Annotated in this window: 20 protein-coding genes and 1 tRNA gene; 12 read left to right on the forward strand and 9 right to left on the reverse strand. The window is 72.4% G+C overall.

Annotated features, from left to right (window positions below; genetic code table 11):
* Positions 1-5: 5 nt before the first annotated feature.
* The 4 genes from ABZ621_RS20580 to ABZ621_RS20595 form a co-directional block, all read right to left on the reverse strand.
* Entirely contained in the window at positions 6-1,442 is a 1,437-nt protein-coding gene (locus ABZ621_RS20580) for a sensor histidine kinase (RefSeq protein WP_360606456.1), read from the reverse strand.
* Between the two features lie 203 nt (positions 1,443-1,645).
* A complete protein-coding gene (locus ABZ621_RS20585; RefSeq protein WP_360606458.1) occupies positions 1,646-2,530 on the reverse strand; it encodes a DUF4429 domain-containing protein in 885 nt (294 codons plus the stop codon).
* Positions 2,531-2,604: 74 nt separating this feature from the next.
* Positions 2,605-3,819: an alpha/beta hydrolase gene (locus ABZ621_RS20590; RefSeq protein ID WP_360606460.1), complete on the reverse strand. Its 1,215-nt coding sequence runs from the start codon at positions 3,817-3,819 to the stop codon at positions 2,605-2,607.
* Between the two features lie 208 nt (positions 3,820-4,027).
* Entirely contained in the window at positions 4,028-4,672 is a 645-nt protein-coding gene (locus ABZ621_RS20595; protein ID WP_360606566.1) for a TetR family transcriptional regulator, read from the reverse strand.
* Positions 4,673-4,816: 144 nt separating this feature from the next.
* On the opposite strand from ABZ621_RS20595, the gene ABZ621_RS20600 reads away from it, so the two are divergent.
* Together ABZ621_RS20600 and ABZ621_RS20605 are read left to right on the forward strand one after the other, a co-directional pair.
* Positions 4,817-6,439, forward strand: coding sequence for an MFS transporter (locus ABZ621_RS20600; RefSeq protein WP_360606462.1), 1,623 nt, complete (start codon positions 4,817-4,819; stop codon positions 6,437-6,439).
* Positions 6,440-6,562: 123 nt separating this feature from the next.
* The gene (locus tag ABZ621_RS20605) at positions 6,563-6,973 is read left to right on the forward strand and encodes a peptidase inhibitor family I36 protein (protein ID WP_360606464.1); all 411 of its coding nucleotides are present in this window, start codon (positions 6,563-6,565) and stop codon (positions 6,971-6,973) included.
* Here the strand turns inward: ABZ621_RS20605 and ABZ621_RS20610 are convergent.
* Together ABZ621_RS20610 and aceE are read right to left on the reverse strand one after the other, a co-directional pair.
* Positions 6,954-7,844 carry a potassium channel family protein gene (locus ABZ621_RS20610; RefSeq protein WP_360606466.1) on the reverse strand — a complete coding sequence of 297 codons (891 nt, stop codon included), beginning with the start codon at positions 7,842-7,844 and terminating at the stop codon, positions 6,954-6,956. The two genes, ABZ621_RS20605 and ABZ621_RS20610, sit on opposite strands and share 20 nt — an antisense overlap.
* Positions 7,845-7,938: 94 nt before the next feature.
* Complete coding sequence (gene aceE / locus ABZ621_RS20615) at positions 7,939-10,671, reverse strand: pyruvate dehydrogenase (acetyl-transferring), homodimeric type (protein ID WP_360606468.1); 2,733 nt, start codon at positions 10,669-10,671, stop codon at positions 7,939-7,941.
* Positions 10,672-11,115: 444 nt separating this feature from the next.
* On the opposite strand from aceE, the gene ABZ621_RS20620 reads away from it, so the two are divergent.
* The 6 genes from ABZ621_RS20620 (at position 11,116) to ABZ621_RS20645 (ending at position 15,611) form a co-directional block, all read left to right on the forward strand.
* Entirely contained in the window at positions 11,116-11,538 is a 423-nt protein-coding gene (locus tag ABZ621_RS20620; RefSeq protein WP_360606470.1) for a DUF3052 domain-containing protein, read from the forward strand.
* Positions 11,539-11,688: 150 nt separating this feature from the next.
* Positions 11,689-12,147 carry a peroxiredoxin gene (locus ABZ621_RS20625; protein WP_360606472.1) on the forward strand — a complete coding sequence of 153 codons (459 nt, stop codon included), beginning with the start codon at positions 11,689-11,691 and terminating at the stop codon, positions 12,145-12,147.
* A 156-nt stretch (positions 12,148-12,303) separates the two neighbouring features.
* Positions 12,304-12,879, forward strand: coding sequence for a TerD family protein (locus ABZ621_RS20630; RefSeq protein WP_030495317.1), 576 nt, complete (start codon positions 12,304-12,306; stop codon positions 12,877-12,879).
* Between the two features lie 93 nt (positions 12,880-12,972).
* Positions 12,973-13,548: a TerD family protein gene (locus tag ABZ621_RS20635; RefSeq protein ID WP_360606568.1), complete on the forward strand. Its 576-nt coding sequence runs from the start codon at positions 12,973-12,975 to the stop codon at positions 13,546-13,548.
* A 29-nt stretch (positions 13,549-13,577) separates the two neighbouring features.
* Positions 13,578-14,726 (forward strand): DUF475 domain-containing protein, encoded by a 1,149-nt coding sequence (locus tag ABZ621_RS20640; RefSeq protein ID WP_360606474.1) that lies wholly within the window; start codon positions 13,578-13,580, stop codon positions 14,724-14,726.
* A gap of 147 nt (positions 14,727-14,873) precedes the next feature.
* A complete protein-coding gene (locus tag ABZ621_RS20645; protein WP_360606476.1) occupies positions 14,874-15,611 on the forward strand; it encodes a Tellurium resistance in 738 nt (245 codons plus the stop codon).
* A gap of 22 nt (positions 15,612-15,633) precedes the next feature.
* On the opposite strand, the gene ABZ621_RS20650 is transcribed toward ABZ621_RS20645, so the two are convergent.
* Positions 15,634-16,602: a TerD family protein gene (locus tag ABZ621_RS20650; RefSeq protein ID WP_360606478.1), complete on the reverse strand. Its 969-nt coding sequence runs from the start codon at positions 16,600-16,602 to the stop codon at positions 15,634-15,636.
* A 231-nt stretch (positions 16,603-16,833) separates the two neighbouring features.
* On the opposite strand from ABZ621_RS20650, the gene ABZ621_RS20655 reads away from it, so the two are divergent.
* From ABZ621_RS20655 to ABZ621_RS20665, 3 genes are read left to right on the forward strand one after another with little or no spacing between them, the layout of a single operon-like run.
* Positions 16,834-18,102 carry an HpcH/HpaI aldolase/citrate lyase family protein gene (locus ABZ621_RS20655; RefSeq protein WP_360606480.1) on the forward strand — a complete coding sequence of 423 codons (1,269 nt, stop codon included), beginning with the start codon at positions 16,834-16,836 and terminating at the stop codon, positions 18,100-18,102.
* An 18-nt stretch (positions 18,103-18,120) separates the two neighbouring features.
* A complete protein-coding gene (locus ABZ621_RS20660) occupies positions 18,121-20,850 on the forward strand; it encodes a phosphoribosyltransferase (protein WP_360606482.1) in 2,730 nt (909 codons plus the stop codon).
* A complete protein-coding gene (locus ABZ621_RS20665; protein ID WP_360606484.1) occupies positions 20,847-21,668 on the forward strand; it encodes an HAD family hydrolase in 822 nt (273 codons plus the stop codon). The genes ABZ621_RS20660 and ABZ621_RS20665 overlap by 4 nt, the downstream gene beginning before the upstream one ends.
* Positions 21,669-21,735: 67 nt before the next feature.
* Here the strand turns inward: ABZ621_RS20665 and ABZ621_RS20670 are convergent, their stop codons facing one another.
* Positions 21,736-21,951 carry a zinc ribbon domain-containing protein gene (locus ABZ621_RS20670; RefSeq protein WP_360606486.1) on the reverse strand — a complete coding sequence of 72 codons (216 nt, stop codon included), beginning with the start codon at positions 21,949-21,951 and terminating at the stop codon, positions 21,736-21,738.
* A 9-nt stretch (positions 21,952-21,960) separates the two neighbouring features.
* The gene (locus tag ABZ621_RS20675) at positions 21,961-23,250 is read right to left on the reverse strand and encodes a hypothetical protein (RefSeq protein ID WP_360606488.1); all 1,290 of its coding nucleotides are present in this window, start codon (positions 23,248-23,250) and stop codon (positions 21,961-21,963) included.
* A 150-nt stretch (positions 23,251-23,400) separates the two neighbouring features.
* Here ABZ621_RS20675 and ABZ621_RS20680 point away from each other — a divergent pair.
* Positions 23,401-23,475, forward strand: a tRNA-Val gene (locus ABZ621_RS20680).
* Positions 23,476-23,477 lie beyond the last annotated feature (2 nt).

Consider the following 23,477-nt stretch of genomic DNA (forward strand, 5'->3'; position numbering starts at 1 on the left):
CGACTCTAGTTCGCGTCCGCGCCGGGACCGGGCTCCGTCCCCGGACCCGCTCCCGGATCCGTCCCCGTATCCGTCCCCGGACCCGCTCCCGGATCCGTCCCCGGATCCGTGTCCGTGTCCGCGTCCGCCGGTCCGAGGGGGAGGCGGGCCGCGACGCGGAAGCCGCCGTCCGGGAGGGGGCCGGTGTCGAGGGTGCCGCCGGTCAGCCGGACGCGCTCCCGCATGCCGACGAGGCCGTGTCCGGTCCCCGCGCCCTCCAGGGGCGAGACCGGCTCGGTGGCGGGCCCGTTGACCACCAGGACCGTCAGCAGGCCGGAGCCGTCCTCCCGCACCGACACCCGGGTCGGCGCGCCCGGCGCGTGCCGCACCACGTTGGCGAGGGCCTCCTGCACGATCCGGTACGCGGAGAGGCCCACCGCCTGCGGCACCTCGGTCCGCCCGTCCGCGAGCCCGGCCGCCAGCGACAGCTCGGCCGGCAGCCCGGCCCGTACCGTCGCCTCCACCAGCTGCTGGAGCCGGTCGAGCCCGGGCTGCGGGGCCCGCTCGCCCTCGCTCCCGTCGCTGCGGAGCACCGCGAGCAGCCGCCGCATCTCGGCCAGCGACTCCCGCGCGCTGCCCGCGATCGCCGCGAACTCCTCGCGGGCCGCCTCCGGGAGCTCCGGGATCCGGTACGGCGCGGAGTCCGCCTGCACGGTGATCACCGACATGTGGTGCGCGACGACGTCGTGCAGCTCGCGGGCGATCCTGGCCCGCTCCTCCAGGAGCGTGCGCCGGGCCCGCTCGGCCTCGCTGATGGTCTCCTGCTCGGCGAGCCTGCGCCGGGCCTCGCCGCGGTCCCGGAACGAGGAGGCCAGGAGCAGCAGCACGCCGCTCAGCACGAACAGCAGCGTGGTGACGCCGGACTGGCCGTACGGCCGTACGAGCTCCAGGAGGTAGCCGGCCGCGCCGGTCGCCAGCCATACCCCGACGAGGGTGCGGCGCGGCTCGCGCAGCCCCAGCGCGAGCATCAGCGCGCAGTAGCCCACCACCGCCGGCGGCGTCCACGGCCACACCTGGGCGTGCGGCCCGTCGAAGGCCGTCAGGAGCAGCGCCCCGGCGATGTCGGCGGGGAAGACGACCCACCAGGCCTGGAGCGGCCGGGTGGTGGCGAGCAGCAGCGGCGCGGTCTGCGCGGTGGCGAGCGCCCCGGCGAGGGCGCCGGGCACGCCGTAGTCGGTGATGAGCAGGTTGACGGTGACCGGGAGCAGCGAGGCGACGAGGGCGACCCCGAACGCGTACGGCAGCAGCCGCGCCCACCGGGACGACGCGCCGCCGAAGGGCGACGCGCCCGGGGCGGCGGGGGTGGCGAAGGTGGCCTCCAGGGCCTGGAGGGCCGGCCGTGACCAGGTCTGGAGCCGCACCGCGAGCCGGCCGGCGCCCGGTCGCTTCTCGAACGCTTTCATTCGGGTCAGCCTAGGTTCGCGGTCCGGCCCCGTCGTCGTACCAGGGGGGTCGATCCCGGATCAGACCCTGGTATGACGCCTGGGGGTGTCCGGGGACGGCCTGGGGTGTGTCCGAGGCCGCCTGGGGGTGTCCGGGGACGCCTCGGACACCCCTCGCAGGGCCGGGGACGCCCCAAGCCGTCCCCGGACACCTCGGGGCGGCCCTACAGCTCGGCGAGCAGCTCCGTCTTCTTCGCCGCGAATTCCTCGTCCGTCACCAGGCCCGCCCGATGCAGTTCGCCGAGGTGGCGAATCCTTTCAGCAATGGCTCCGGGGTCCCCGTGCGCCGCGCTGCGCGCCCCCGCGGGGACGGGAGCGCGGTCCTTGGCGCGGATCGCCGCGAGGACCGCCGCCGCGAACGGCAGGGAGTCGTGCACCGGGCCGTAGCCGAGCCCGAAGACCACCGACGCCGGATCGTGGTCCGGCCGCTCCGGCCGGGGCGCGCCGCCCCGGGGGAGCAGCCGCAGGAACCCGCCGGGGGAGTCCGGGGTGCGCCACTCGACCCCGCTCAGCTCCCGTACCGGGAAGACCTGGTCCCCCGTCTTCCACTTCTCCGAGGTGGCCATCGTCGACGACCAGCGGAAGGAGACCTCGGACGTGCCGTCGAACGTCGCCTTCCCGTCGTACGCCTTGAACGCGATCGGCCCCTGCGGCGCCGCGACCAGGAAGCCCGAGTCGAAGCGGTCCACCGGATCCAGCGGGTCCGGCCGCCCCCCGGGGATCACCGCCGCCAGCTCGTCCCGCAGCCGGGCGGCGAGCTCCTCGCGGTCGGCGGGCAGCGCGAGGCGGTACGGGTCGCAGGTCTCCTTCAGCTGCCCCGCGGCCGCCTCCATCAGCGGATCGGCGCCCGGCCGCGGCACGGCGTGCAGCACGACGGTGCCCCGCCTGCCCGGCGCGAGCGTCGCCGCGGACAGCGCCTCGTACGGCACGCGTCGCTCGCGCAGCGCCTGGAACAGCCTCGGCGTACGGATCCCCCGTTCGAAGCGGATGACGAGGGCGTCGCTCTCGAACTCCCAGGTGGCATGAATTCCGGCCAGCACATCACCCATACGCCTCATCGTAAGCGGCGCGTGGCCGTGCGTCGCCCCTCGGAACTATGGGGAAATTACGTGATCTACGCGCGTCAGATCCCGGCGCCGCCGGAGATTCCCCCGTGGCAAGCGCTGTCGGCACGTGCGCAGACGACCCTGCCGAAGGCTCCCGCGCCGATCGCCGCGAAATTGCCGAGGCTCTCCGTCCCCGGCTCGAAATAGCCGCTGTGCCCGGCCGCCCCGGCCGCCGAGACCAGCCGGGCCCCGAACTCCGGCGCCACCGGGTCCGCCCCGTGCCCGACCCCGCCGACCTCCAGGTGGGGGACGTCGGCGATCCAGTCCTCGGCGTCCCGCATCGCCCATATCCGCGCCTTCGTGCCCAGCTCGGCGGCGGTCTCCACCCGCATCCCGGGGCTGCCGGCCACCGCCAGGTCCGTCACCCGCCCCGGCAGCCGGGGCGCGGCGATCCCGCAGAGCACGGAGCCGTAGCTGTGGCAGAAGAGCGCCACCCGCGCCGTCCCCGGCAGCCCCTCGGTGAGCCGGACGAGCCGGTCGGCGCCGGTGGCGGCGAGCCGTCCGGTCGCCGCGTCCACGCCGACCCGGGCGGGCGCGGTGTAGTCGGCCCAGGCGATGACCGCCACCCTGGCCCCCGGGGCGGTGCGCCGCTCGGCCTCGTACAGGGCGTGGGCCATGCCGACGGGGGCGGTGTACCGGCCGTTGGTCTTCTGGAAGGTGAGGAGGTGGGTGTCGACGCCGGGCACGACGACCGACACCCGCCGGGCCCGCTCCAGGTCGCCCAGGACCTCGGCGGCCCGTCCCGTACCGGTGGGGTCGAAGGCGAGGATCCGGCGGCCGGGGGTGAGGAGGGACCGGAGGCGGTCCACCCGCCGGCGGGCCTCGTGCCGGCCCTCGGCGGAGAGCCGGGGGTCGTCGACGCGGGGCCGCTCGGCCGCGAGCGCGCGGGTGAGGCCGATCCGGTTGGCGCGGTAGCGCAGGGCCGGCGGGGCCCCGTCGAGATTGCCGACGACGAACGGATGCCGCTCGGCGAGGCTCTCGGCGCGGGCAGGGCCGAGGGCGGCGAACCAGGCGGCGACCGTGCGCGGCGGGGCGGTGGCCGGATCCGGCGGCGGGGTGTCCGCGATCCGCTCCCGCGCCCAGGCGGCCAGCGCGGCCTCCATGGACGGCCCGGCCACGGGCCGGTGCCGGACGGTGGTCCACCCGGTGGTGGCCAGCATCACGAGGACGACGCCCAGCGCGAGGAGCGTGCGCAGGACGGCGAGGGACGGCGGGACGTCGGCGGAGGTCACGGGCGCACACCCTAGACGGCCAAGATGACGGACCGGCCCGGGGGCACCCCGCGCGGGACCCGCCCGGAGGGCTTCGGCACCGGGCGCCCGGCCTCGCGTCGATGTCGTGCCGACCTCGTGCCGACCTCGCGTCGATGTCGTGCCGATGTCGTGCCGGCCTTGAGCCGGGCTCGTGTCCGGCTCGTACCGGCCTTGTGCCGGGCTCGCGTCAGCCCTGTGCCCCGGGCTCCCGCCAGTGCAGGGACAGGGCCGGGCCGAGGTGGTCGAGGTACTGCTCGGTGAGGGCGCGGATGGCCTCCAGGGAGCGGTCCGTCCCCTTGCCCCACATCTGTCCGGTGACGCGCATCACGCCGCAGAAGGCGGCCACGGCGATCCGGGGCCGCGGGTCGGCGTCCACGTCGAGCCCCTCGCGGCGGGCGACGAGCCGGGCGACCGTCTCCTCCATCTCGCTGGAGCGGCGCAGGTGGGCGGCGAGCAGCGCCGGCGTCGACTCGATCATGAGGAGGTTCCGCAGGTACAGCTCGACGGGGACGACCTCGTGGATCGCGTCGCCCACCCCGTCCCAGGAGGCCAGCACGGCGTTGCGCATCGCGTCGAAGGGCCCCTCCGCGGGCGGGCGGGCGGCCAGCGCCCGGACGAACTCCTCCTCGACGATCCGCTGGAGGGCGAAGGCGACCTCCTCCTTGGAGGCGAAGTAGCGGAAGAAGGTGCGCTGGGAGACCTCCACCGCGTCGACGATCTCGTCGACGGTGGTCCGCTCGTACCCCTGGGTGGTGAAGAGCTCCAGGGCGACCCTGATGAGCGCGTCGCGGGTGCGCTGTTTCTTCCGCTCGCGCAGGCCGGGCGCGGACACGGTCAAAGGAGCCTCTTCTCGTCGATGACTTTTCGGTCGAATACGGGAGCTTCCCCCTGCTCAGCGTACCTGTGAGCTACGTGACAGTTACCGACGCGTGAATCGCTTTGTCAATTGTCAGTGACTGTCACTAGCCTCGTTCCCATGACTAGTCAGACCACCGTGGAAAAGACCCCGCAGGGTCAGGGGGGCGTCCGGGAACCCGTACCGGTCCCGGCGAAGGGCCTGCGCGGCCACCCCTGGCTGACTCTGTTCGCCGTCGCGGCGGGCGTGATGATGGTCGCGCTCGACGGCACGATCGTCGCCATCGCCAACCCGGCCATCCAGGCCGATCTCGGCGCCTCCCTGGACCAGCTCCAGTGGATCACCAACGGCTATCTGCTCGCGCTCGCCGTCGCCCTGATCACCGCCGGCAAGCTCGGCGACCGCTTCGGCCACCGCCAGACCTTCCTCATCGGCATCGCCGGCTTCGCCGCCGCGTCGGGCGCCATCGGCCTCTCCGACTCGATCGCCGCCGTCATCGCCTTCCGTGTCCTCCAGGGCCTCTTCGGCGCCCTGCTGATGCCGGCCGCGCTCGGCCTGCTCCGCGCGACCTTCCCCGCCGAGAAGCTGAACATGGCGATCGGCATCTGGGGCATGGTCATCGGCGCCTCCACCGCGGGCGGCCCGATCCTCGGCGGCTTCCTCGTCGAGCACGTCAGCTGGCAGTCCGTCTTCTTCATCAACGTGCCGGTCGGTGTCCTCGCCCTCGCCCTCGGCCTGCTGATCCTCAAGGACCACCGCGCCGAGAACGCGCCGCGCTCCTTCGACGTCCTCGGCATCGCGCTGCTCTCCGGCGCGATGGGCCTGCTCGTCTGGAGCCTCATCAAGGCCGGCGCGGACTGGGGCTGGTCCAGCGGCAACACCTGGGGCTGCCTGATCGGCTCGATCGTCCTCTTCGCCGTCTTCGCGGTCTGGGAGACGAAGGTCAAGGAGCCGCTCATCCCGCTCGGCATGTTCCGCTCCGTGCCGCTCTCGGCCGGTGTGGTGCTGATGGTCCTGATGGCCTTCGCCTTCATGGGCGGCCTCTTCTTCGTGACCTTCTACCTCCAGGGCGTGAAGGGCCTCGGCCCGATCGACGCCGGTCTGCGGCTGCTGCCGCTGACCGCGATGATGATCGTCTCCTCGCCGCTGGCCGGCGCGCTCATCACCAAGTTCGGCCCGCGGGTGCCGCTGGTCGGCGGCATGGTCTGCACGGCCGCCGCGATGTTCGGCATGATCTCGCTCTCGGCCGGCACGAGCACGCTGACGATGTCCCTCTGGTTCGCCCTCCTCGGCCTGGGCCTCGCCCCGGTCATGGTCGGCGCCACCGAGGTCATCGTCGGCAACGCGCCGCTGGAGCTCTCCGGCGTCGCCGGCGGTCTCCAGCAGGCCGCCATGCAGGTCGGCGGCGCGCTCGGCACCGCGGTGCTCGGCGCGGTCATGTCCTCCAAGGTCGCCGGCTCCTTCGCGGGGAACTGGAAGGAGGCCGGCATCCCGGTCCCGGTCGACCCGCGCCTGGAGGAGGCCGCCGAGTTCGGCATGGCCCCGGAGGCGATGGCGAAGGCGCCCGGCATGACCCCGGACCTCTTCGCCAAGATCACCGACGTCATCCACGACACCTTCCTCCAGGGCATGGGCCTCGCCTTCACCGTCGCCGGTGTCGTCGCGGTGGTCGCGGCCCTGGTCGCCACCCTCACCAAGCGCGGCGAGAACGCGCAGGCGGGCATGGGCGGCGGGCACATCTGACCCTGAGGTTCCCTAAGGGGCCGTCACCCGTTCGAAGGAACGGGGGCGGCCCCTCTTCCGTCCGGCGGGTCACCTCCCCCATGCTCGTGATCACAGAGAGTGACGACATGGGGGATGATCTGCATGAACGCGAAGGCGATGGCCGTACTCACGGGGCTGGCGGCCCTGCTCCTGGCCACCCTCCCGGCCGCGGCCGCCCCGGCGGTTCCGGAAGCTCCGGCGGCCCGAGCCGCACCGGCCGGCGGGACCGCACTGGGGGTCTGCGGGCCCGGGCGGCTCTGCCTCTGGCCCAAGCCCGACTTCAAGGGCCGGCCGTGGACGTACGAACTGGCGACGACGGACCTCGACAGCTGCGTCGCCCTCCCGGCGGGGGCCTCGGCCCAGTCCCTGGCCGTCCGCACCGGCCGGCCGGTCACGGCCTACCAGTCGGCGGAGTGCGCGGAGACGGGCGAGTTCGAGACCTATCCGGGCCGGGGCACCTGGGTCCCGCAGACGCCCTACGAGGTCAGAGCCTTCAAGCTCTGGGAGCGCTAGGACCACCCGGCGCCGGCACCCCGTCCGCCACCCCGCCCGGTACTCCCTCCGGCACCCCGCCCGGTACTCCCTCCGGCACGCCGCCCGGTACGCCCTCGCCCGGTACTCCCTCCGGCCCCGCACCCGGCTGCCGCGGTACCGGGGCCGAGAGGCGGGCGACCTCGGCGCGGAGTTCGCGGACCTCCCGGGTCAGGGCCTCCAGGAGCTCCGTCTGGCGGCGCTCCACCGCGTCGTCCCGCTCGAAGCGGGCGATGAACCAGGCCGCGATGTTGGCGGTCACCACACCCAGCAGTGCGATGCCCGAGAGCATCAGCCCGACCGCCAGCACCCGCCCGAGACCGGTCGTCGGCGCGTGGTCGCCGTAGCCGACCGTCGTCATCGTGGTGAAGGACCACCACACGGCGTCGCCGAGGGTCTTGATGTTGCCCTCCGGCGCGTCCCGCTCGACGTGCAGCACCGCCAGCGAGCCGAACATCATCAGTCCGACCACCGCGCCCGCCACATAGGTGGTGAGCGTGATCTGCGGGGCCATCCGGGCCCGCCGGCCGACGAGGAGGAGCGTGGAGACCACCCGCAGCAGCCGCAGCGGCTGCACCAGCGGCAGCAGCACCGCGAGCAGGTCGAGGGGATGGGAGCGGACGAACGCCCAGCGCGACGGCGCGAGCGCCAGCCGGACGGCGTAGTCCACCGCGAAGGCGCCCCACACCGCCCACTCCACCCGGGAGCACAGCCGGTGCACCCAGGGGTCGGCGTCCGGTGCCACGATCGGCACGGCGTAGGCGATGCCGAAGGCCACCGCCAGGACCAGCAGCGGGGTCTGGGTGCGCTCTTCCCAGCGGACCTTCGCGGGGCGCTCCTTCTTCACGGACATGCGGGGCATCGTAAGGAATGCCGGGGACGGGTGAGGGCGGCGGGACCCGCCGGTCCCGCCGCCCTCACCAGGTGCTATGCCCCGCCGGGGCCCGTCAGGCGTCGCCGCCCGCGGGGCCCGGGTCGGCGGCGGACACGTCCAGGAGCCGGTAGCGGTCCACCGCCTGCTTCAGGACCGCGCGGTCCACCTTGCCGTCGCGGGCCAGCTCGGTCAGCACCGCGAGCACGACCGACTGGGCGTCGATGTGGAAGTAGCGGCGGGCGGCGCCCCGGGTGTCCGCGAAACCGAAACCGTCCGCGCCGAGGGAGGTGTACGCGCCGGGGATCCAGCGGGCGATCTGGTCCGGCACCGAGCGCATCCAGTCCGAGACCGCCACGAAGGGGCCCTCGGCGGCCTGGAGCTTGCGGGTGACGTACGGCACACGCTGCTCCTCGTCCGGGTGGAGCAGGTTGTGCTCCTCGACCGCCACCGCCTCGCGGCGCAGCTCGTTCCAGGAGGTCGCGGACCAGACGTCGGCCTTGACGTTCCACTCCTCGGCGAGGATCCGCTGCGCCTCGATCGCCCACGGGACGGCGACGCCGGAGGCCATGATCTGCGCCGGGATCGCGCCGGCCTCGGCCCGCTTGAAGAGGTGGATGCCCTGGAGGATGCCCTCCACGTCCACGTCCGCCGGCTCGGCCGGGTGCTGGATCGGCTCGTTGTAGACCGTCAGGTAGTAGAAGACGTCCTCCGCCTGGGGGCCGTACATCCGGCGCAGACCGTCCTTGACGATGTGCGCGATCTCGAAACCGAACGCCGGGTCGTAGGCGATGCAGGCCGGGTTCGTCGAAGCGAGGAGGTGCGAGTGACCGTCGGCGTGCTGGAGGCCCTCGCCGGTCAGCGTGGTGCGGCCGGCCGTGGCGCCGAGGACGAAGCCGCGGGCGAGCTGGTCGGCCATCTGCCAGAACTGGTCGCCGGTCCGCTGGAAACCGAACATCGAGTAGAAGACGTAGACCGGGATCAGCGGCTCGCCGTGGGTGGCGTAGGCCGAGCCGGCGGCGATCAGCGAGGCCGTGCAGCCGGCCTCGGAGATGCCGTCGTGCAGCATCTGGCCGGTCGGGGACTCCTTGTAGGCGAGGAGGAGTTCGCGGTCCACCGCCTCGTACTGCTGACCGAGCGGGTTGTAGATCTTGGCGCTCGGGAAGAAGGAGTCCATGCCGAAGGTGCGGTACTCGTCCGGCGCGATCAGCACGAAGCGCTTGCCGATCTCCTTGTCCCGCATCAGGTCCTTGAGCAGCCGGACGAAGGCCATGGTGGTGGCGATCGACTGCTGGCCGGAGCCCTTGCGGACGGCCGCGTAGGTCGTGTCGTCGGGCAGGGCCAGCGGCCTCGACCGCACGACCCGGGTCGGCACGTAGCCGCCGAGCGCGTTGCGGCGGTCGTGCATGTACTGGATCTCCTCGGAGTCCCGGCCCGGGTGGTAGTACGGCGGCAGGCCGGACTCCAGCTCCTTGTCGGTCACCGGGATGTGCAGCCGGTCGCGGAAGCGCTTGAGGTCGTCGACCGTCAGCTTCTTCATCTGGTGGGTGGCGTTGCGGCCCTCGAAGTTGGGGCCGAGGGTCCAGCCCTTGACGGTCTGGGCCAGGATGACCGTCGGCTGGCCCTTGTGGGCCTTGGCCGCCGCGTAGGCCGCGTAGATCTTCTTGTGGTCGTGGCCGCCGCGCCCGAGGTGGAGGATCTGCTGGTCCGACATGGACTCGACCATGGCCCGCAGCCGGTGGTCGTCGCCGAAGAAGTGGTCGCGGATGTACGCGCCGGTCTCCGTCGCGTAGGTCTGGAACTGCCCGTCCGGCGTGGTGTTCAGCCGGTTCACCAGGATGCCGTCGCGGTCCTGGGCGAGCAGCGGGTCCCAGGAGCGGTCCCAGATCAGCTTGATGACGTTCCAGCCGTTGCCCCGGAAGACCGACTCCAGCTCCTGGATGATCTTGCCGTTGCCGCGGACCGGGCCGTCGAGCCGCTGGAGGTTGCAGTTGACGACGAAGGTGAGGTTGTCGAGGCCCTCGCGGGCCGCGATGGAGAGCTGGCCGAGCGACTCGACCTCGTCCATCTCGCCGTCGCCGAGGAAGGCCCACACGTGCGACTTGGTGGTGTCGGCGATCCCGCGCGCCTCCATGTACCGGTTCATCCGGGCCTGGTAGATCGCGCCGAGCGGGCCGAGGCCCATCGACACCGTGGGGAACTCCCAGAAGTCCGGCATGAGCCGCGGGTGCGGATACGACGAGAGCCCGTTCGGGTACTTCGACTTCTCCTGGCGGAAGCCGTCGAGCTGGGTCGCGGTCAGCCGGTCCAGGAGGAAGGCACGGGCGTAGATGCCGGGGGAGGCGTGGCCCTGGAAGAAGATCTGGTCGCCGCCGTCGCCCTCGTCCTTGCCCCGGAAGAAGTGGTTGAAGCCCACGTCGTAGAGGGAGGCGGAGGAGGCGAAGGTGGCGATGTGGCCGCCGACGCCGATGCCCGGGCGCTGGGCGCGCGAGACCATCACGGCCGCGTTCCACCGGGTGGCGTTGAGGACCTTGCGCTCGATCTCCTCGTTGCCGGGGAAGAACGGCTCGTCCCTGGTGGCGATGGTGTTGACGTAGTCCGTGCTCCGCATCTCGGGCACGGCCACCCGCTTCTCGCGGGCGCGCTCGATCAGCCGGAGCATCAGGTAGCGGGCCCGCTCGCGGCCCCGCTCGTCGACGGCCGCGTCGAGCGAGTCGAGCCACTCCTGGGTCTCTTCCGGGTCGAAGTCCGGGACCTGGCTGGGAAGGCCGCCAATGATGATCGGGTTGCGGTCGGATCCGGGAGCCACGCTGTTCCTTCGCTGGTCGGGGGGAGCCCCATGAGGGAGGGGAGCCCCGTTGAGGCCGGGATGTCCGGGGCCGGGGACGTCCATCGTGTACCCGGCTCGCGGCACGCGTCATCTTTACCGAGAGGTAGCCCTCCCCGCGCCCTCCGTGCGCGAGCGGTGTGGTCAAATCGCAACCTTACGCCCAATCCGCGCATGCGTTCCGGCAATGCGTTCGGCAGACTGAAACCGCAGAAACCCGCGAAGCGGGACGAATCGTGTACACCTGATCACGGAGCGCTGTCGAAAGTCGCCGGAAGTTGCGGTGAGACAGCCCCAAACGTCACCGTTTCGGCGGTCTCCACGGCCGGGTACTTGCGCGATCCGCCCCGTCACGTGTGGACTACGGCCAGCGCCGCGCGCACGCGTGGCCCGAGCATTTTCCGTTACATGATCAGGAGGCAAGCCGTGAGCGCGACCGCGGACCACGCGGAGGAGCGGACCAACCCGGCGGCGAGGCTGGGGTTCGAGCCCGGACAGGTGGTCCAGGAGATCGGCTACGACGAAGACGTCGACCAGGATCTCCGTGAAGGCATCGAGTCCACCATCGGCCAGGAGCTCGTGGACGAGGACTACGACGACGTCGCCGACGCCGTCGTCCTCTGGTTCCGCGACGAGGACGGTGATCTCACCGACGCACTGGTGGACAGCATCGGTCTGCTGGAGGACGGAGGCAACATCTGGTTGCTGACGCCGAAGACCGGCCGTGACGGCTACATCGAGCCGTCCGACATCAACGATGCCGCGCAGACCGCTGGTCTCTCCCAGACCAAGAGCATCAGCGTCGCCAAGGACTGGACGGGCACCCGCCTGGCCGCTCCCAAGCGCTGATCCCCCTGCTGCGCGAAGCCCCCGCCGTCACGACGGCGGGGGCTTTCCCGCACCCGGACCCGCCCCGCCCGGGGGCCGCCGGCCAGGCCGTAGGGTGGGGTTCACCGGTTCGGCCCAGAGGCCGGGCCCCGTCGAAGGGATGCGTACGCGATGGCGATCGAGGTCGGCACGAAGGCCCCCGATTTCGAGCTCAAGGACAACCACGGCCGCACCGTGAGGCTCTCCGACTTCCACGGTGAGAAGAACGTCGTCCTGCTCTTCTACCCCTTCGCCTTCACCGGCGTCTGCACGGGCGAGCTGTGCGAGATCCGCGACAACCTGCCGACGTTCGTCAACGACGACACCCAGCTGCTCGCCGTCTCCAACGACTCCATCCACACCCTGCGCGTCTTCGCCGAGCAGGAGGGCCTGGAGTATCCGCTGCTCTCCGACTTCTGGAAGCACGGCGAGGCCTCCCGCGCCTACGGCGTCTTCGACGAGGACAAGGGCTGTGCCGTCCGGGGCACCTTCATCATCGACAAGGAGGGCGTCGTCCGCTGGACGGTCGTCAACGCCCTGCCGGACGCGCGTGACCTCGACGCGTACGTGAAGGCGCTCGAAACGCTCTGAGCGCGACCCGGAATCGGCGACGCGAACCGACATCCCCCGATTCCCCGGGCGAATCGCCTGTTTCGACTGGGAACCCGTCACTAGGATCCAGTCGTTGATCCGATGCCAACGCACGACCGGGGGCGCTGCCCCTGGAAACCAATGATGGAGGGACTCGTGGGAGTCAGCCTCAGCAAGGGCGGCAACGTCTCGCTGACCAAGGAGGCCCCTGGCCTCACCGCCGTGACCGTCGGTCTGGGCTGGGACGTCCGCACCACCACCGGTACGGACTTCGACCTCGACGCCAGCGCCATCCTGGTGAGCGAGGCCGGCAAGGTGCGCAACGACCAGGACTTCGTCTTCTTCAACAACCTCAAGAGCGCCGACGGTTCCGTCGAGCACACCGGTGACAACCTCACCGGTGAGGGCGAGGGCGACGACGAGCAGGTCAAGGTCAACCTGGCCGGCGTGCCGGCCGACGTGGCCAAGATCGTCTTCCCGGTGTCCATCTACGACGCCGAGAACCGCCAGCAGTCCTTCGGCCAGGTGCGCAACGCGTTCATCCGCGTCGTGAACCAGGCCGGCGGCGCCGAGATCGCGCGGTACGACCTCTCCGAGGACGCCTCGACCGAGACCGCCATGGTCTTCGGCGAGCTGTACCGCCACGGCGCGGAGTGGAAGTTCCGCGCGGTCGGCCAGGGCTACGCCTCCGGCCTGCGCGGCATCGCGCAGGACTTCGGCGTCAACGTCTGAGCCGAGCCCGCTCGCACACGTCCGGCGCCGCACCTCGTGCGGCGCCGGACGTGCCTCATGGCAGCAGCATCCACCGGGGAGGAACCGAACACCATGGGCGTCACGCTCGCCAAGGGAGGCAACGTCTCCCTCTCCAAGGCCGCACCCAACCTCACCAAGGTCCTCGTGGGCCTCGGCTGGGACGCGCGGTCCACCACCGGAGCCCCCTTCGACCTCGACGCCAGCGCCCTGATGTGCCAGGCCGGCCGGGTGCTCGGTGACGACTACTTCGTCTTCTACAACCAGCTGCGCAGCCCCGAGGGTTCGGTCGAGCACACCGGTGACAACCTCACCGGAGAGGGCGACGGCGACGACGAGTCCCTGGTCATCGACCTCACCCGCGTCCCGCTCCAGTGCGACAAGATCGTCTTCCCGGTCTCCATCCATGACGCGGACAACCGCGGCCAGACCTTCGGCCAGGTCAGCAACGCCTTCATCCGCGTGGTGAACCAGGCGGACGGCCAGGAACTGGCCCGCTACGACCTCTCCGAGGACGCCTCCACCGAGACCGCGATGATCTTCGGCGAGCTCTACCGGTACAACGGCGAGTGGAAGTTCCGCGCGGTCGGCCAGGGGTACGCGTCCGGGCTGCGGGGCATCGCTCTAGACTTCGGGGTCAACGTTTCGTAAAGCCGCGTTATCACACAATGGGGTAGGCAGTGGTTCTGAAAACCTTCGGCTGGTCGTTCGCGATCACCGCGCTCGGCCTGGTCGCCGCGGTTCTCTACGGGGGGTGGGAGGCGTTCGGGGTCGTTGCGATCCTGTGCATCCTCGAGATCTCGCTCTCCTTCGACAACGCGGTCGTCAACGCCGGCATCCTGAAGAAGATGAATGCCTTCTGGCAGAAGATCTTCCTCACCATCGGCATTCTGATCGCCGTCTTCGGAATGCGACTGGTCTTCCCCGTCGTGATCGTCGCGATCAGCGCCAAGATCGGCCCGATCGACGCCGTCGACCTGGCGTTCAACAACCCGGACAAGTACGAGGAACTCGTCACCGACGCGCACCCGTCGATCGCCGCCTTCGGTGGCATGTTCCTGCTGATGATCTTCCTCGACTTCATCTTCGAGGACCGTGACATCCAGTGGCTGCGCTGGATCGAGCGCCCGCTGGCCAAGCTCGGCAAGGTCGACATGCTGTCGGTCTGCATCGCCCTGATCGTCCTGCTCGTCACCGCGATGACCTTCGCGACCCACGCCCACCAGCACGGCGGCATGCACGTCGACAAGGCGCAGACGGTCCTGATCTCCGGCGTCGCCGGCCTCATCACGTACCTCGTCGTCGGCGGTCTCTCCGGCTTCTTCGAGAACAAGCTGGAGGAGGAAGAGGAGCGCGAGCACGAGGCCGAGGAAGAGGCCAAGCGCAGCGGCAAGAAGGTCTCCGCGGTCCAGCTGGCCGGCAAGGCCGCCTTCTTCATGTTCCTCTACCTGGAGGTCCTCGACGCCTCCTTCTCCTTCGACGGCGTCATCGGCGCCTTCGCCATCACCAACGACATCGTCCTGATGGCGCTCGGCCTCGGCGTCGGCGCCATGTACGTCCGGTCCCTGACGGTCTATCTGGTCAAGCAGGGCACCCTGGACGACTACGTCTACCTGGAGCACGGCGCCCACTACGCCATCGGCGCCCTCGCCGTCCTGCTCCTCATCACCATCCAGTACGAGATCAACGAGGTCATCACCGGCCTCATCGGCGTCGTCCTGATCGCCTGGTCCTTCTGGTCCTCCGTCCGCCGCAACCGCGCGCTGGCGGCCGAGGAGGGCGGCTCCGGCTCCTCCGGCGACAAGGCCGAGGTGAGCTCCGGGGTGTGACACCCTGCTCCCCGGTGTGCGCCCCGCCACGGGGTGTGACACCGGGGACAATGAGGAACGCTTCCCTGCGGGGCGGCCGGCACGTCCGGCCGCCCCGCAGGCGTGTGGCGGACGGACAAGGCGACCGATTGTGGGGGGTGGGGGCCGATGGCCTTCTGGGACAGTCTGATTCCGGGGCGGGCGACGCCCTTCGACACGGGGATGGGCGCGTCCCACACCATCGACCTGACCAGGCGCCGCCCCCAGGTCTCGCTGGCCCGCCAGGGCGGCGCCACCGGCAACCTCCGGGTCAACCTCTCCTGGCGGATGCGCACCTCCGACATCGAGGGCCGCTCCCGGCAGAGCGGCCGGCTGCTGCGCAACCCGGCCCAGTTCTTCAAGCCCGAGGTCGTCCAGGCCCACACCCAGGGCATGGTCAACGTCGACCTCGACCTCGGCTGCCTCTACGAGCTCAAGGACGGCAGCAAGGGCGTCGTACAGCCGCTCGGCGGCTTCTTCGGCGACCTCAACGCCGCCCCGTACGTGAAGCTCAGCGGCGACGACCGCTTCGGCGCGCCCTCCGGCGAGACGATCTTCGTCAACCTCGACCACAAGGACGAGATCAAGCGGCTGCTCTTCTTCGCGTACATCTACGACCAGACTCCGGCCTTCGACCGCACCCACGCCAAGATCACGCTCTATCCGAGCAACGGCCCGCGCATCGAGATCGAACTCGACGAGCGCGCCCCGCAGGCCCGCTCCTGCGCCGTCTTCTCGGTCGACAACAGCAAGGACGAGCTGCTCGTCCGGCGCGAGGTGCGGTTCGTCTACGGCTTCCAGGCGGAGCTGGACCGGCTCTACGGCTGGGGACTCCAGTGGGGCCGCGGCTACAAGTCCAAGACCTGACGGCGGCCCCCCGGCTCCCGGGTCAGGAGCGCTGGAACTGCGGCCCCATCGGCGGCATCCGGAACTCCGCGACCGGCTCGGGGCCGCCCTGTCCGCCCTGTCCGCCCTGCCCGGCGTGCACCGGCTGCGGGTAGCCGTACGCGGGCCCGGGACCCGGCGGCGACGGCTGAGGGTAGCCGTAGGCGGGCTCCCGCTCGGGCCTCGGCGGCACGGGAGGAACCGGCGGCGACTGCGGTACGGGGGTGTGGACGACGGTCGCGTCGAGGTCCGGGTCCGCGGCGGAGCCCGTACCCGCTCCCGTACCCGTTCCCGGATCCGCTCCCGTACCGGCTCCGCCGGCGGCGGAGGCGTCGACGAGCGCGGTCCCGGCGAGCGGGCTCTCGGCGGAGGCGTCGTCCCCGGAGGTCCCGTCGGCCGCTCCGGCGGCGGCCTCGGGGGCCTCGTCGACCGAGATGCCGAAGTCCGTCGCCAGGCCCACCAGGCCGGTCGGATAGCCCTGCCCGACCGCCCGGAACTTCCACCCGTCGCCCCGGCGATACAGCTCGCCGCAGATGACCGCGGTCTCCTCGCCGGTCTCCGCCGTCACGTCGAAGCGCGCCAGCGGCTCGTGGTCGGGTGCGGCCGTGGCGTCGTACAGGTAGATCCGCAGGTCCGTGACCGAGCGGAACGTGCCGCCGTCCGAGGAGGCGGCGAGCACCACCCGGTCGACGGCGGCGTCGAGCGCCCCGAGGTCGGCCTCGACCGTGTCCGTCAGCCCGTCGGCCACCCGCTTCTTCGGCAGCCGCCGCACCAGGCCCGAGGGGTGGCGCGGCTGGTTGTAGAAGACGAAGTCCTCGTCGGAGCGGACTCGCCCGTCGGGACCGAGGACCAGGGCCGAGGCGTCCACGTCGGGGACCCCGGGGCCCGGGGTCCAGCGGAGCACGGCCCGTACGGCCGCGGTGTCGAGAGGGACGTTGGAGCCCTTCAGCATCGCGTGCGTCATGACGGTCATCCTGCCCTCCTGCCCGACCGGGGGACAACGCGGGGGCGCGACGAGCCTCCCGGCGGCCGGCCGGAGCGGCGGAACCGGGGTCGTACACCTGACGGAATCCGGTGTAGGAGAGCGAGCCGACGGGGACGGGTTACCTGGATTTCATGCGCGGTGGGAACTATGGACACCCGCACCTACGTACTATTACCGGCCACGTGTCATCCGGCCAAAAGAACCAGACGGGGGACTTATATGCGTCATTTCGGGCACATCCCGTCCACCGTACGGAGCGGGCTGTTCCACCGCGAGCCGGTCGAGTTCACCGCCGACTCGCCCGCCGGCACGCTCGCGGTCGCCCTCGGCGCCACCCTCTACAGCCCCGCCACCCGGCCCCGGCTCGCCGACGCGATCCGCAAGCAGGCCGCCCGGGGCGTCGTGTCCATGGTGCTCTGCCTGGAGGACTCGATCGGCGACGGAGACGTCGAGGCGGGCGAGGCCAATCTGGTCCACGAGTTTCGCCGCCTCGCCGCGGAGGCCGACGGGCGGCCCGCGGAAGGCCCTGATGACGCCGCCGCGGAAGGCCCCGGCGAAGGTCGCGGCAGAGGCCCCGGCGCGGGCTCCGGAGAAGCCCCCGGCGAGGGACCGGGCGTGCCCCTCCTCTTCATCCGCGTCCGCGACCCCCGCCAGATCACCGACCTCACCACCCGCCTCGGCGACACCGTGCGCCTGCTGTCCGGATTCGTCCTGCCCAAGTTCACCGAGGCCCGCGGCGCGGCCTTCCTCGAAGCGCTCACCCGGGCCGAGCGCATCGCGGGCCGCCGCCTCTACGCCATGCCAGTCCTGGAGTCCCCCGAGCTGCTCCACCTGGAGACCCGGGCCGAGACCCTCGCCGGCATCGCCGCCATCACCGACAAGTACCGCGACCGCGTCCTCGCCCTCCGTCTCGGCGTCACCGACTTCTGCTCCGCCTACGGACTCCGCCGCTCGCCCGACATGACCGCCTACGACGTCAAGGTCGTCGCCCACGTCATCGCCGACGTCGTCAACGTCCTCGGCCGCGCCGACGGCACCGGCTTCACCATCACCGGCCCCGTCTGGGAGTACTTCCGCCCCGGCGAGCGCATGTTCAAGCCCCAGCTGCGCCGCAGCCCCTTCCTGGAGGGCCGCGCCGAGGACCTGCGCACCGCCCTCATCGAGCACGACATGGACGGCCTGCTCCGCGAGATCGAGCTCGACCGCGCCAACGGCCTCCTCGGCAAGACCTGCATCCACCCCACCCACGTGGTGCCCGTCCACGCGCTGTCCGTGGTCAGCCACGAGGAGTGGAGCGACGCCCAGGACATCCTCCGCCCCGAGCGGGACGGCGGCGGAGTGCTCCGCTCCGCCTACACGAACAAGATGAACGAAGTGAAGCCGCACCGAGCCTGGGCCGAGCGCACCCTGCTGCGCGCGGACGCCTTCGGCGTCGCCCGCGAGGACGTCGGCTTCGTGGAACTGCTCACCGCCGGCCTGGCCGGCTGACGAAAGGACTGCGGCGACGTGGTGTGGACCGGAACGTGGGTCGCGGAGCGGCTCGGCGTCGAACTGATCGGCGACGAGGAGCTGCCGGCCCTCTTGGGCCTCGCCCTGCGCCGCAACCCCAAGCGCGCCCACCTGCTCGTCTCCAGCGTGCTCGGCAAGCACGTGCCGCAGCACCCCTCCGTCGTGTACGGCTCCGGCCTCGGCCTCGGGCTGCGCGTCCGTGAGCTCCTCGGCGCGGAGGAGGCGGAGCGGGCCGTGGTCCTCGGCTACGCGGAGACCGCCACGGCCCTCGGCCACGCCGTGGCCGACGGCCTCGGCACCGCCCCCTACCTCCACTCGACCCGCCGCCCCGTCCCGGGCGTCGCCACGGCGGGCGGCTTCGAGGAGTCCCACTCCCACGCCACCTCCCACCTGCTGCTCCCGGAGGACCCGGAGCTGCTGGCGGGCAAGGGCCCGCTGGTCCTCGTCGACGACGAGTTCTCCACCGGCAACACCGTCCTCAACACCATCCGCGGCCTCCACGAGCGCTACCCCCGCGACCGGTACGTCGTCGTCGCCCTCGTCGACATGCGCGCCCCCGCCGACCGCGACCGCCTCACCGCCTTCGCCGCCGAGCTGGGCGCCCGCGTCGACCTCCTCTCTCTCGCCGCCGGCACCGTCACCCTCCCGGACGGCGTCCTGGCACGGGGCCAGGAACTGGTCGCCCGACACGAGACCCCCACCGAGCCGGCGACCCACGGGACGGCACCAGCCACGACCCCGCCCGCGTCGGAGGGCCAGGCCCTCGCCACCGCGCCTGCCGCCGCCGCTGTCCCGACCGCACCCGCCGGCGCCGCTGTCCCGACCGCGCCCGCCGAGCGTGACGCGGAGGCCGTGCCCGCTGCGGCCGCCCCGCTCGGCGAGCCCGCCGTACCGACCGCACCCGCCGGGCCCGCCGCGCAGGCCGCACCCACCCCGTCCGCCCCCTCCACCGCGCCCCCCGCGCCCCCCGTCGTACGGATCCCCCTCGACTGGCCCGCCGAGGTCCCCGACGGGGGCCGGCACGGGTTCACGCCCGGGCACCGGGCGCGGCTGGAGGCGGCGCTGCCGGCCATGACGGAGGCCCTCGCCGAGGCGCTGGCCGGCGCCGCGCCGGACGGCGCCGAGCGCGGCCCCCGCGTCCTCGTCCTCGGCTTCGAGGAGCTGATGTACGCGCCGCTGCGGCTCGCCGGCGCCCTGGAGGACGCGGGCCTCGACGTCCGGTACTCCACCACCACCCGCTCGCCCGTCCTCGCCGTCGACGACCCCGGCTACGCCATCCGCACCCGGCTCGTCTTCCCCGCCCACGACGACCCGGCCGACGGCCCCGGCGACCGCTACGCCTACAACGTCGCGGGGGGCGGCTTCGACGCCGTCGTCGCGGTCGTCGACTCGACCGCCGACACCCCCGAACTGCACGCCCCCGACGGCCTGCTCGCCCAGCTCGCCGCGCACATACCGCGCGTCGCCCTGGCCGTCGTCCCGTCGTACACCCCGCGGCCGCAACGGCGGCCGCGACCGCAGGCGGCCATGGAACCGGTGGCCGCGACCCTCACCGAAGCTCCCGAAAGGAGCTCCATGCTGCCCGAGCCCCTCCGCGGCCCCGCCTTCTCCTCGTACGCCCCCGAGGAGGTCGGCTGGCTGCTCCAGGACCTCTCGGACGTCGAGCTGGAGGCGCCCACCGAGGAACGCGAGGAAGCCATCCAGCGCGGCGGCGCGCACTACGCCGAGTCGCTGCCCGTCGAGTACCAGCCGAGCGCCCGCTACCAGGAGCTCTTCCACAGCGCCCTGGAGTCCTCCGCCGCCCGCATCGCGCACGCGGTCGGCACCGTCACCGAGACCGTCCTCGCCGAGAGGCCCGGCCGCCCGGTCCTCGTCTCGCTCGCCCGCGCCGGCACCCCCGTCGGCGTCCTGATGCGCCGCTGGGCCCGGCACCGCCACGGCCTCGACCTGCCGCACTACGCCGTCTCGATCGTCCGCGGCCGCGGCATCGACGCCAACGCCCTGCGCTGGCTCGCCGCCCACCACGACCCGGCCGACGTCGTCTTCGTCGACGGCTGGACCGGCAAGGGCGCCATCACCCGCGAACTCGCCGCCGCCCTGCGGGAGTCGGAGGAGTTCGCCGGCTTCGACCCGGAGATCGCGGTCCTCGCCGACCCCGGCTCCTGCGTCCGCACCTACGGCACCCGCGAGGACTTCCTCATCCCGTCCGCGTGCCTCAACTCCACCGTCTCCGGCCTGATATCGCGTACGGTGCTCCGCTCCGACCTGGTCGGCGCGGACGACTTCCACGGTGCCAAGTTCTACCGCGACCTGACCGGCGCCGACGTCTCGAACGCCTTCCTCGACGCCGTCGAGGCCCGCTTCGACGAGGTCGCCGACACCGTCGACACCGACGTGAAGGACCTCCTCGCCGCCGACCGCACCCCCACCTGGGAGGGCTGGGCGGCCGTCGAGCGGATCAGCGAGGAGTACGGCATCCACGACGTGAACCTCGTGAAGCCCGGCGTCGGCGAGACCACGCGCGTCCTGCTCCGCCGCGTCCCCTGGAAGATCCTCGCGAAGCGCGGCGCCGGCGCCGACCTCGCCCACGTCCGCCTCCTCGCGGAGCAGCGCGGCGTCCCCGTGGAGGAGGTCGACGGCCTCCCGTACACCTGCGTGGGCCTGATCCACCCCCAGTACACCAGGGGTGCGACAGGCGCCGACGGGAAGGCGGTGGTGACCCGATGAGCACCCCCTCGACCACCACGCTGGTCGCCAGCGACCTCGACCGCACCCTCATCTACTCGACCGCGGCCCTCGCCCTCGGCATGCCGGACGCGCAGGCGCCCCGGCTGCTGTGCGTCGAGGTCCACGAGTCCAAGCCGCTCTCGTACATGACGGAGGAGGCCGCCGAACTCCTCGCCCGGCTCACCGCCGAGACCGTCTTCGTGCCCACCACGACCCGGACGCGCAAGCAGTACCAGCGCATCCAACTCCCGGGCAGCGCGCCGAAGTACGCGATCTGCGCCAACGGCGGGCACATCCTCGTCGACGGCGTCACCGACGACGAATGGCACGCGTCCGTCCTCCGCAGGCTCGCCGACGAGTGCGCCCCGCTCTCCGAGATCCGCGCCTACCTGACCGCCACGACGGACCTCTCCTGGGTGCGCAAGCACCGGGTCGCCGAAGACCTCTTCGCGTATCTGGTCGTCGAGCGGGAGCGGCTCCCGGAGGACTGGCTGGACCGCTTCGGCGCCTGGGCCGGCGAGCGGGGCTGGACGGTCTCGCTCCAGGGCCGCAAGGTGTACGCGGTGCCGAAGCCGCTCACCAAGAGCGCCGCCGTCCGCGAGGTCGCCCGGCGCACCGGCGCCGCGCTCACCCTCGCGGCGGGCGACTCGCTCCTCGACGCGGATCTGCTGCTCGCCGCGGACCGGGCCTGGCGCCCGGGCCACGGCGAACTCGCCGACAGCGCCTGGACCGCCCCCCACCTCGACGTCCTCGCGGAGCGGGGCGTGGCGGCGGGCGAGGAGATCCTCCGCCGCTTCAGAGCGGCGGCACTGAGCTGAGGCCGTGAGGCCGTGAGGTCCTGAGGCCCTGAGGCCCTGAGGTCCTGAGGTCCTGAGGTCCTCAGGGTCAGCCGCAACACCCCCCGCCGCAGCAACCGCCCCCACCGGAGGCGGCGGGGGCGGACGACGACCCCGCGGATCCGCCGACGGCCACGGCCGACAGCAGCTTCACGGTGTCGTCGTGCCCGGCGGGGCACGCGGCGGGGTCGGAGGACTCGGCCATGGGCCGGCTGAGCTCGAAGGTGTCACCACAGGTGCGGCAGCGGTATTCGTAACGAGGCATGGGACCAGGCTAGTGGGCCCCCGCGCCGCGCTCCTCACGAATGGCGGCGACGACCCGGGCGGCCTCGTCCCGCACCGCCTCCAGCTCCATCAGGAAGTGCCAGTAGTCGGGATGGCGCCCCTCCAGCCCGTCCACGGCCCGCTCGATCCGGGCGACGGCCTCGTCGAGGGGGCGGGCGTGGCGCGGATCGGGCCGGCTGCGCCCCTCCATGGCGAGCCGCTGCGCGTCCCGCACCGCGAACCTCGCCCGGTCCGTCTCCGCCTTCGGGTCCTTGGCGACCGCGTCGAGCCGCCGCAGCCGGTCACCGGCGGCGGAGACGGCCTCCCCGGTGGTGTCGAGCAGCGCGCGTACGGTCGACAGCAGGGCGGTCACGTCCGGCCACCGCTGCTCGGCCCGCGCCGTCGCGGCCTCCCCGAGCCGCTCCCGCGCCTGCCGTACGGTCTCGGCGGCCTGCTCCGGCACGTGCTGGAGGTCCTGCCAGCAGGCGACGGAGTACCGCCGGCGCAGCTCGGACAGCACCGGCTCGACGGCCTCGGCCCGCGTCCCCAGCGCCTCGGCCCGGGTCCGCAGCGACACGAGCCGCTTGTCGGTCTCCGCGGCCCGCTCCGGCAGCCGCACCGCCTCGGCCCGCACCGCCTCCGCGTCCCGCACGACCCGATCGGCCCGCTGCAGCGTCTCCCCGACCCCGTGCCGCCCGGCCCCTTCGTTGAGCCGGGACAACTCGGGCCCGAGCGAGGCGAGCCGCGAGGCCAGCTCATCGGCCCGCAACCCGGCCGCTCGCGCGGAATCGAGCGCGTCACTGGCCCCCCGCAGCGCCTGCCGAGCCCGCTCGACAGCGGGCGCGAGCCGCGCGAGCTGCGTCTCGGCCCGATCGAGCAACGGCGCGAGCCCACCCTCGAACCGCTCCAGCTCCCCCTTGACCCGGACGAGCTCCTCCTTGGCCCGGGTCAGCTCCACCCGAGCCCGCTGCGCACTGCCGCCGTCGATCTCGTCGCGGTCAAGATCGACGGAGTCGACGGCGGAGATGTAGGCATGGGACACCTCGTCGATCCGCCGCCCCAGCGCCGCGAACCCTTCGACGGCCCGCTGCGCCTCGGGCGACCCGTCCACGGCACTGATCGTCTCGATGGTGATCCGCAGCCCTCGCTGCGCCGTGTCCAGCTCGTAGAACGCCGCCGCGGCATCGTCCTTGGCCGCCTGCGCCCCCGCCCGCTGACTCTCCCCCCGCCCCCCGAACCACCGCCGGCTCCCCCCGCCACCCCTGGACGCCGCCCCACCCCTCGCGTCGCTCGCCGCCACGTCCCTCTCCCGTGCTCTGTCCGAAGTGCCCGGCCGTCCGAACGACCATTCTCCCACCCCCTACGGACGAACACACGGCCCGATCAGTTCACGCCCCACCACACGTTTGCGATCCGCCCACCCCCTCCGTGTAGGCTGTTGCTCTCCCACGGGTGCGTAGCTCAGGGGTAGAGCGCTGCTCTTACAAAGCAGATGTCGGCGGTTCGAAACCGTCCGCGCCCACCAGC

Source organism: Streptomyces sp. NPDC007863, assembly GCF_040633895.1.
In the GTDB taxonomy this organism is placed as follows: Bacteria; Actinomycetota; Actinomycetes; order Streptomycetales; family Streptomycetaceae; genus Streptomyces.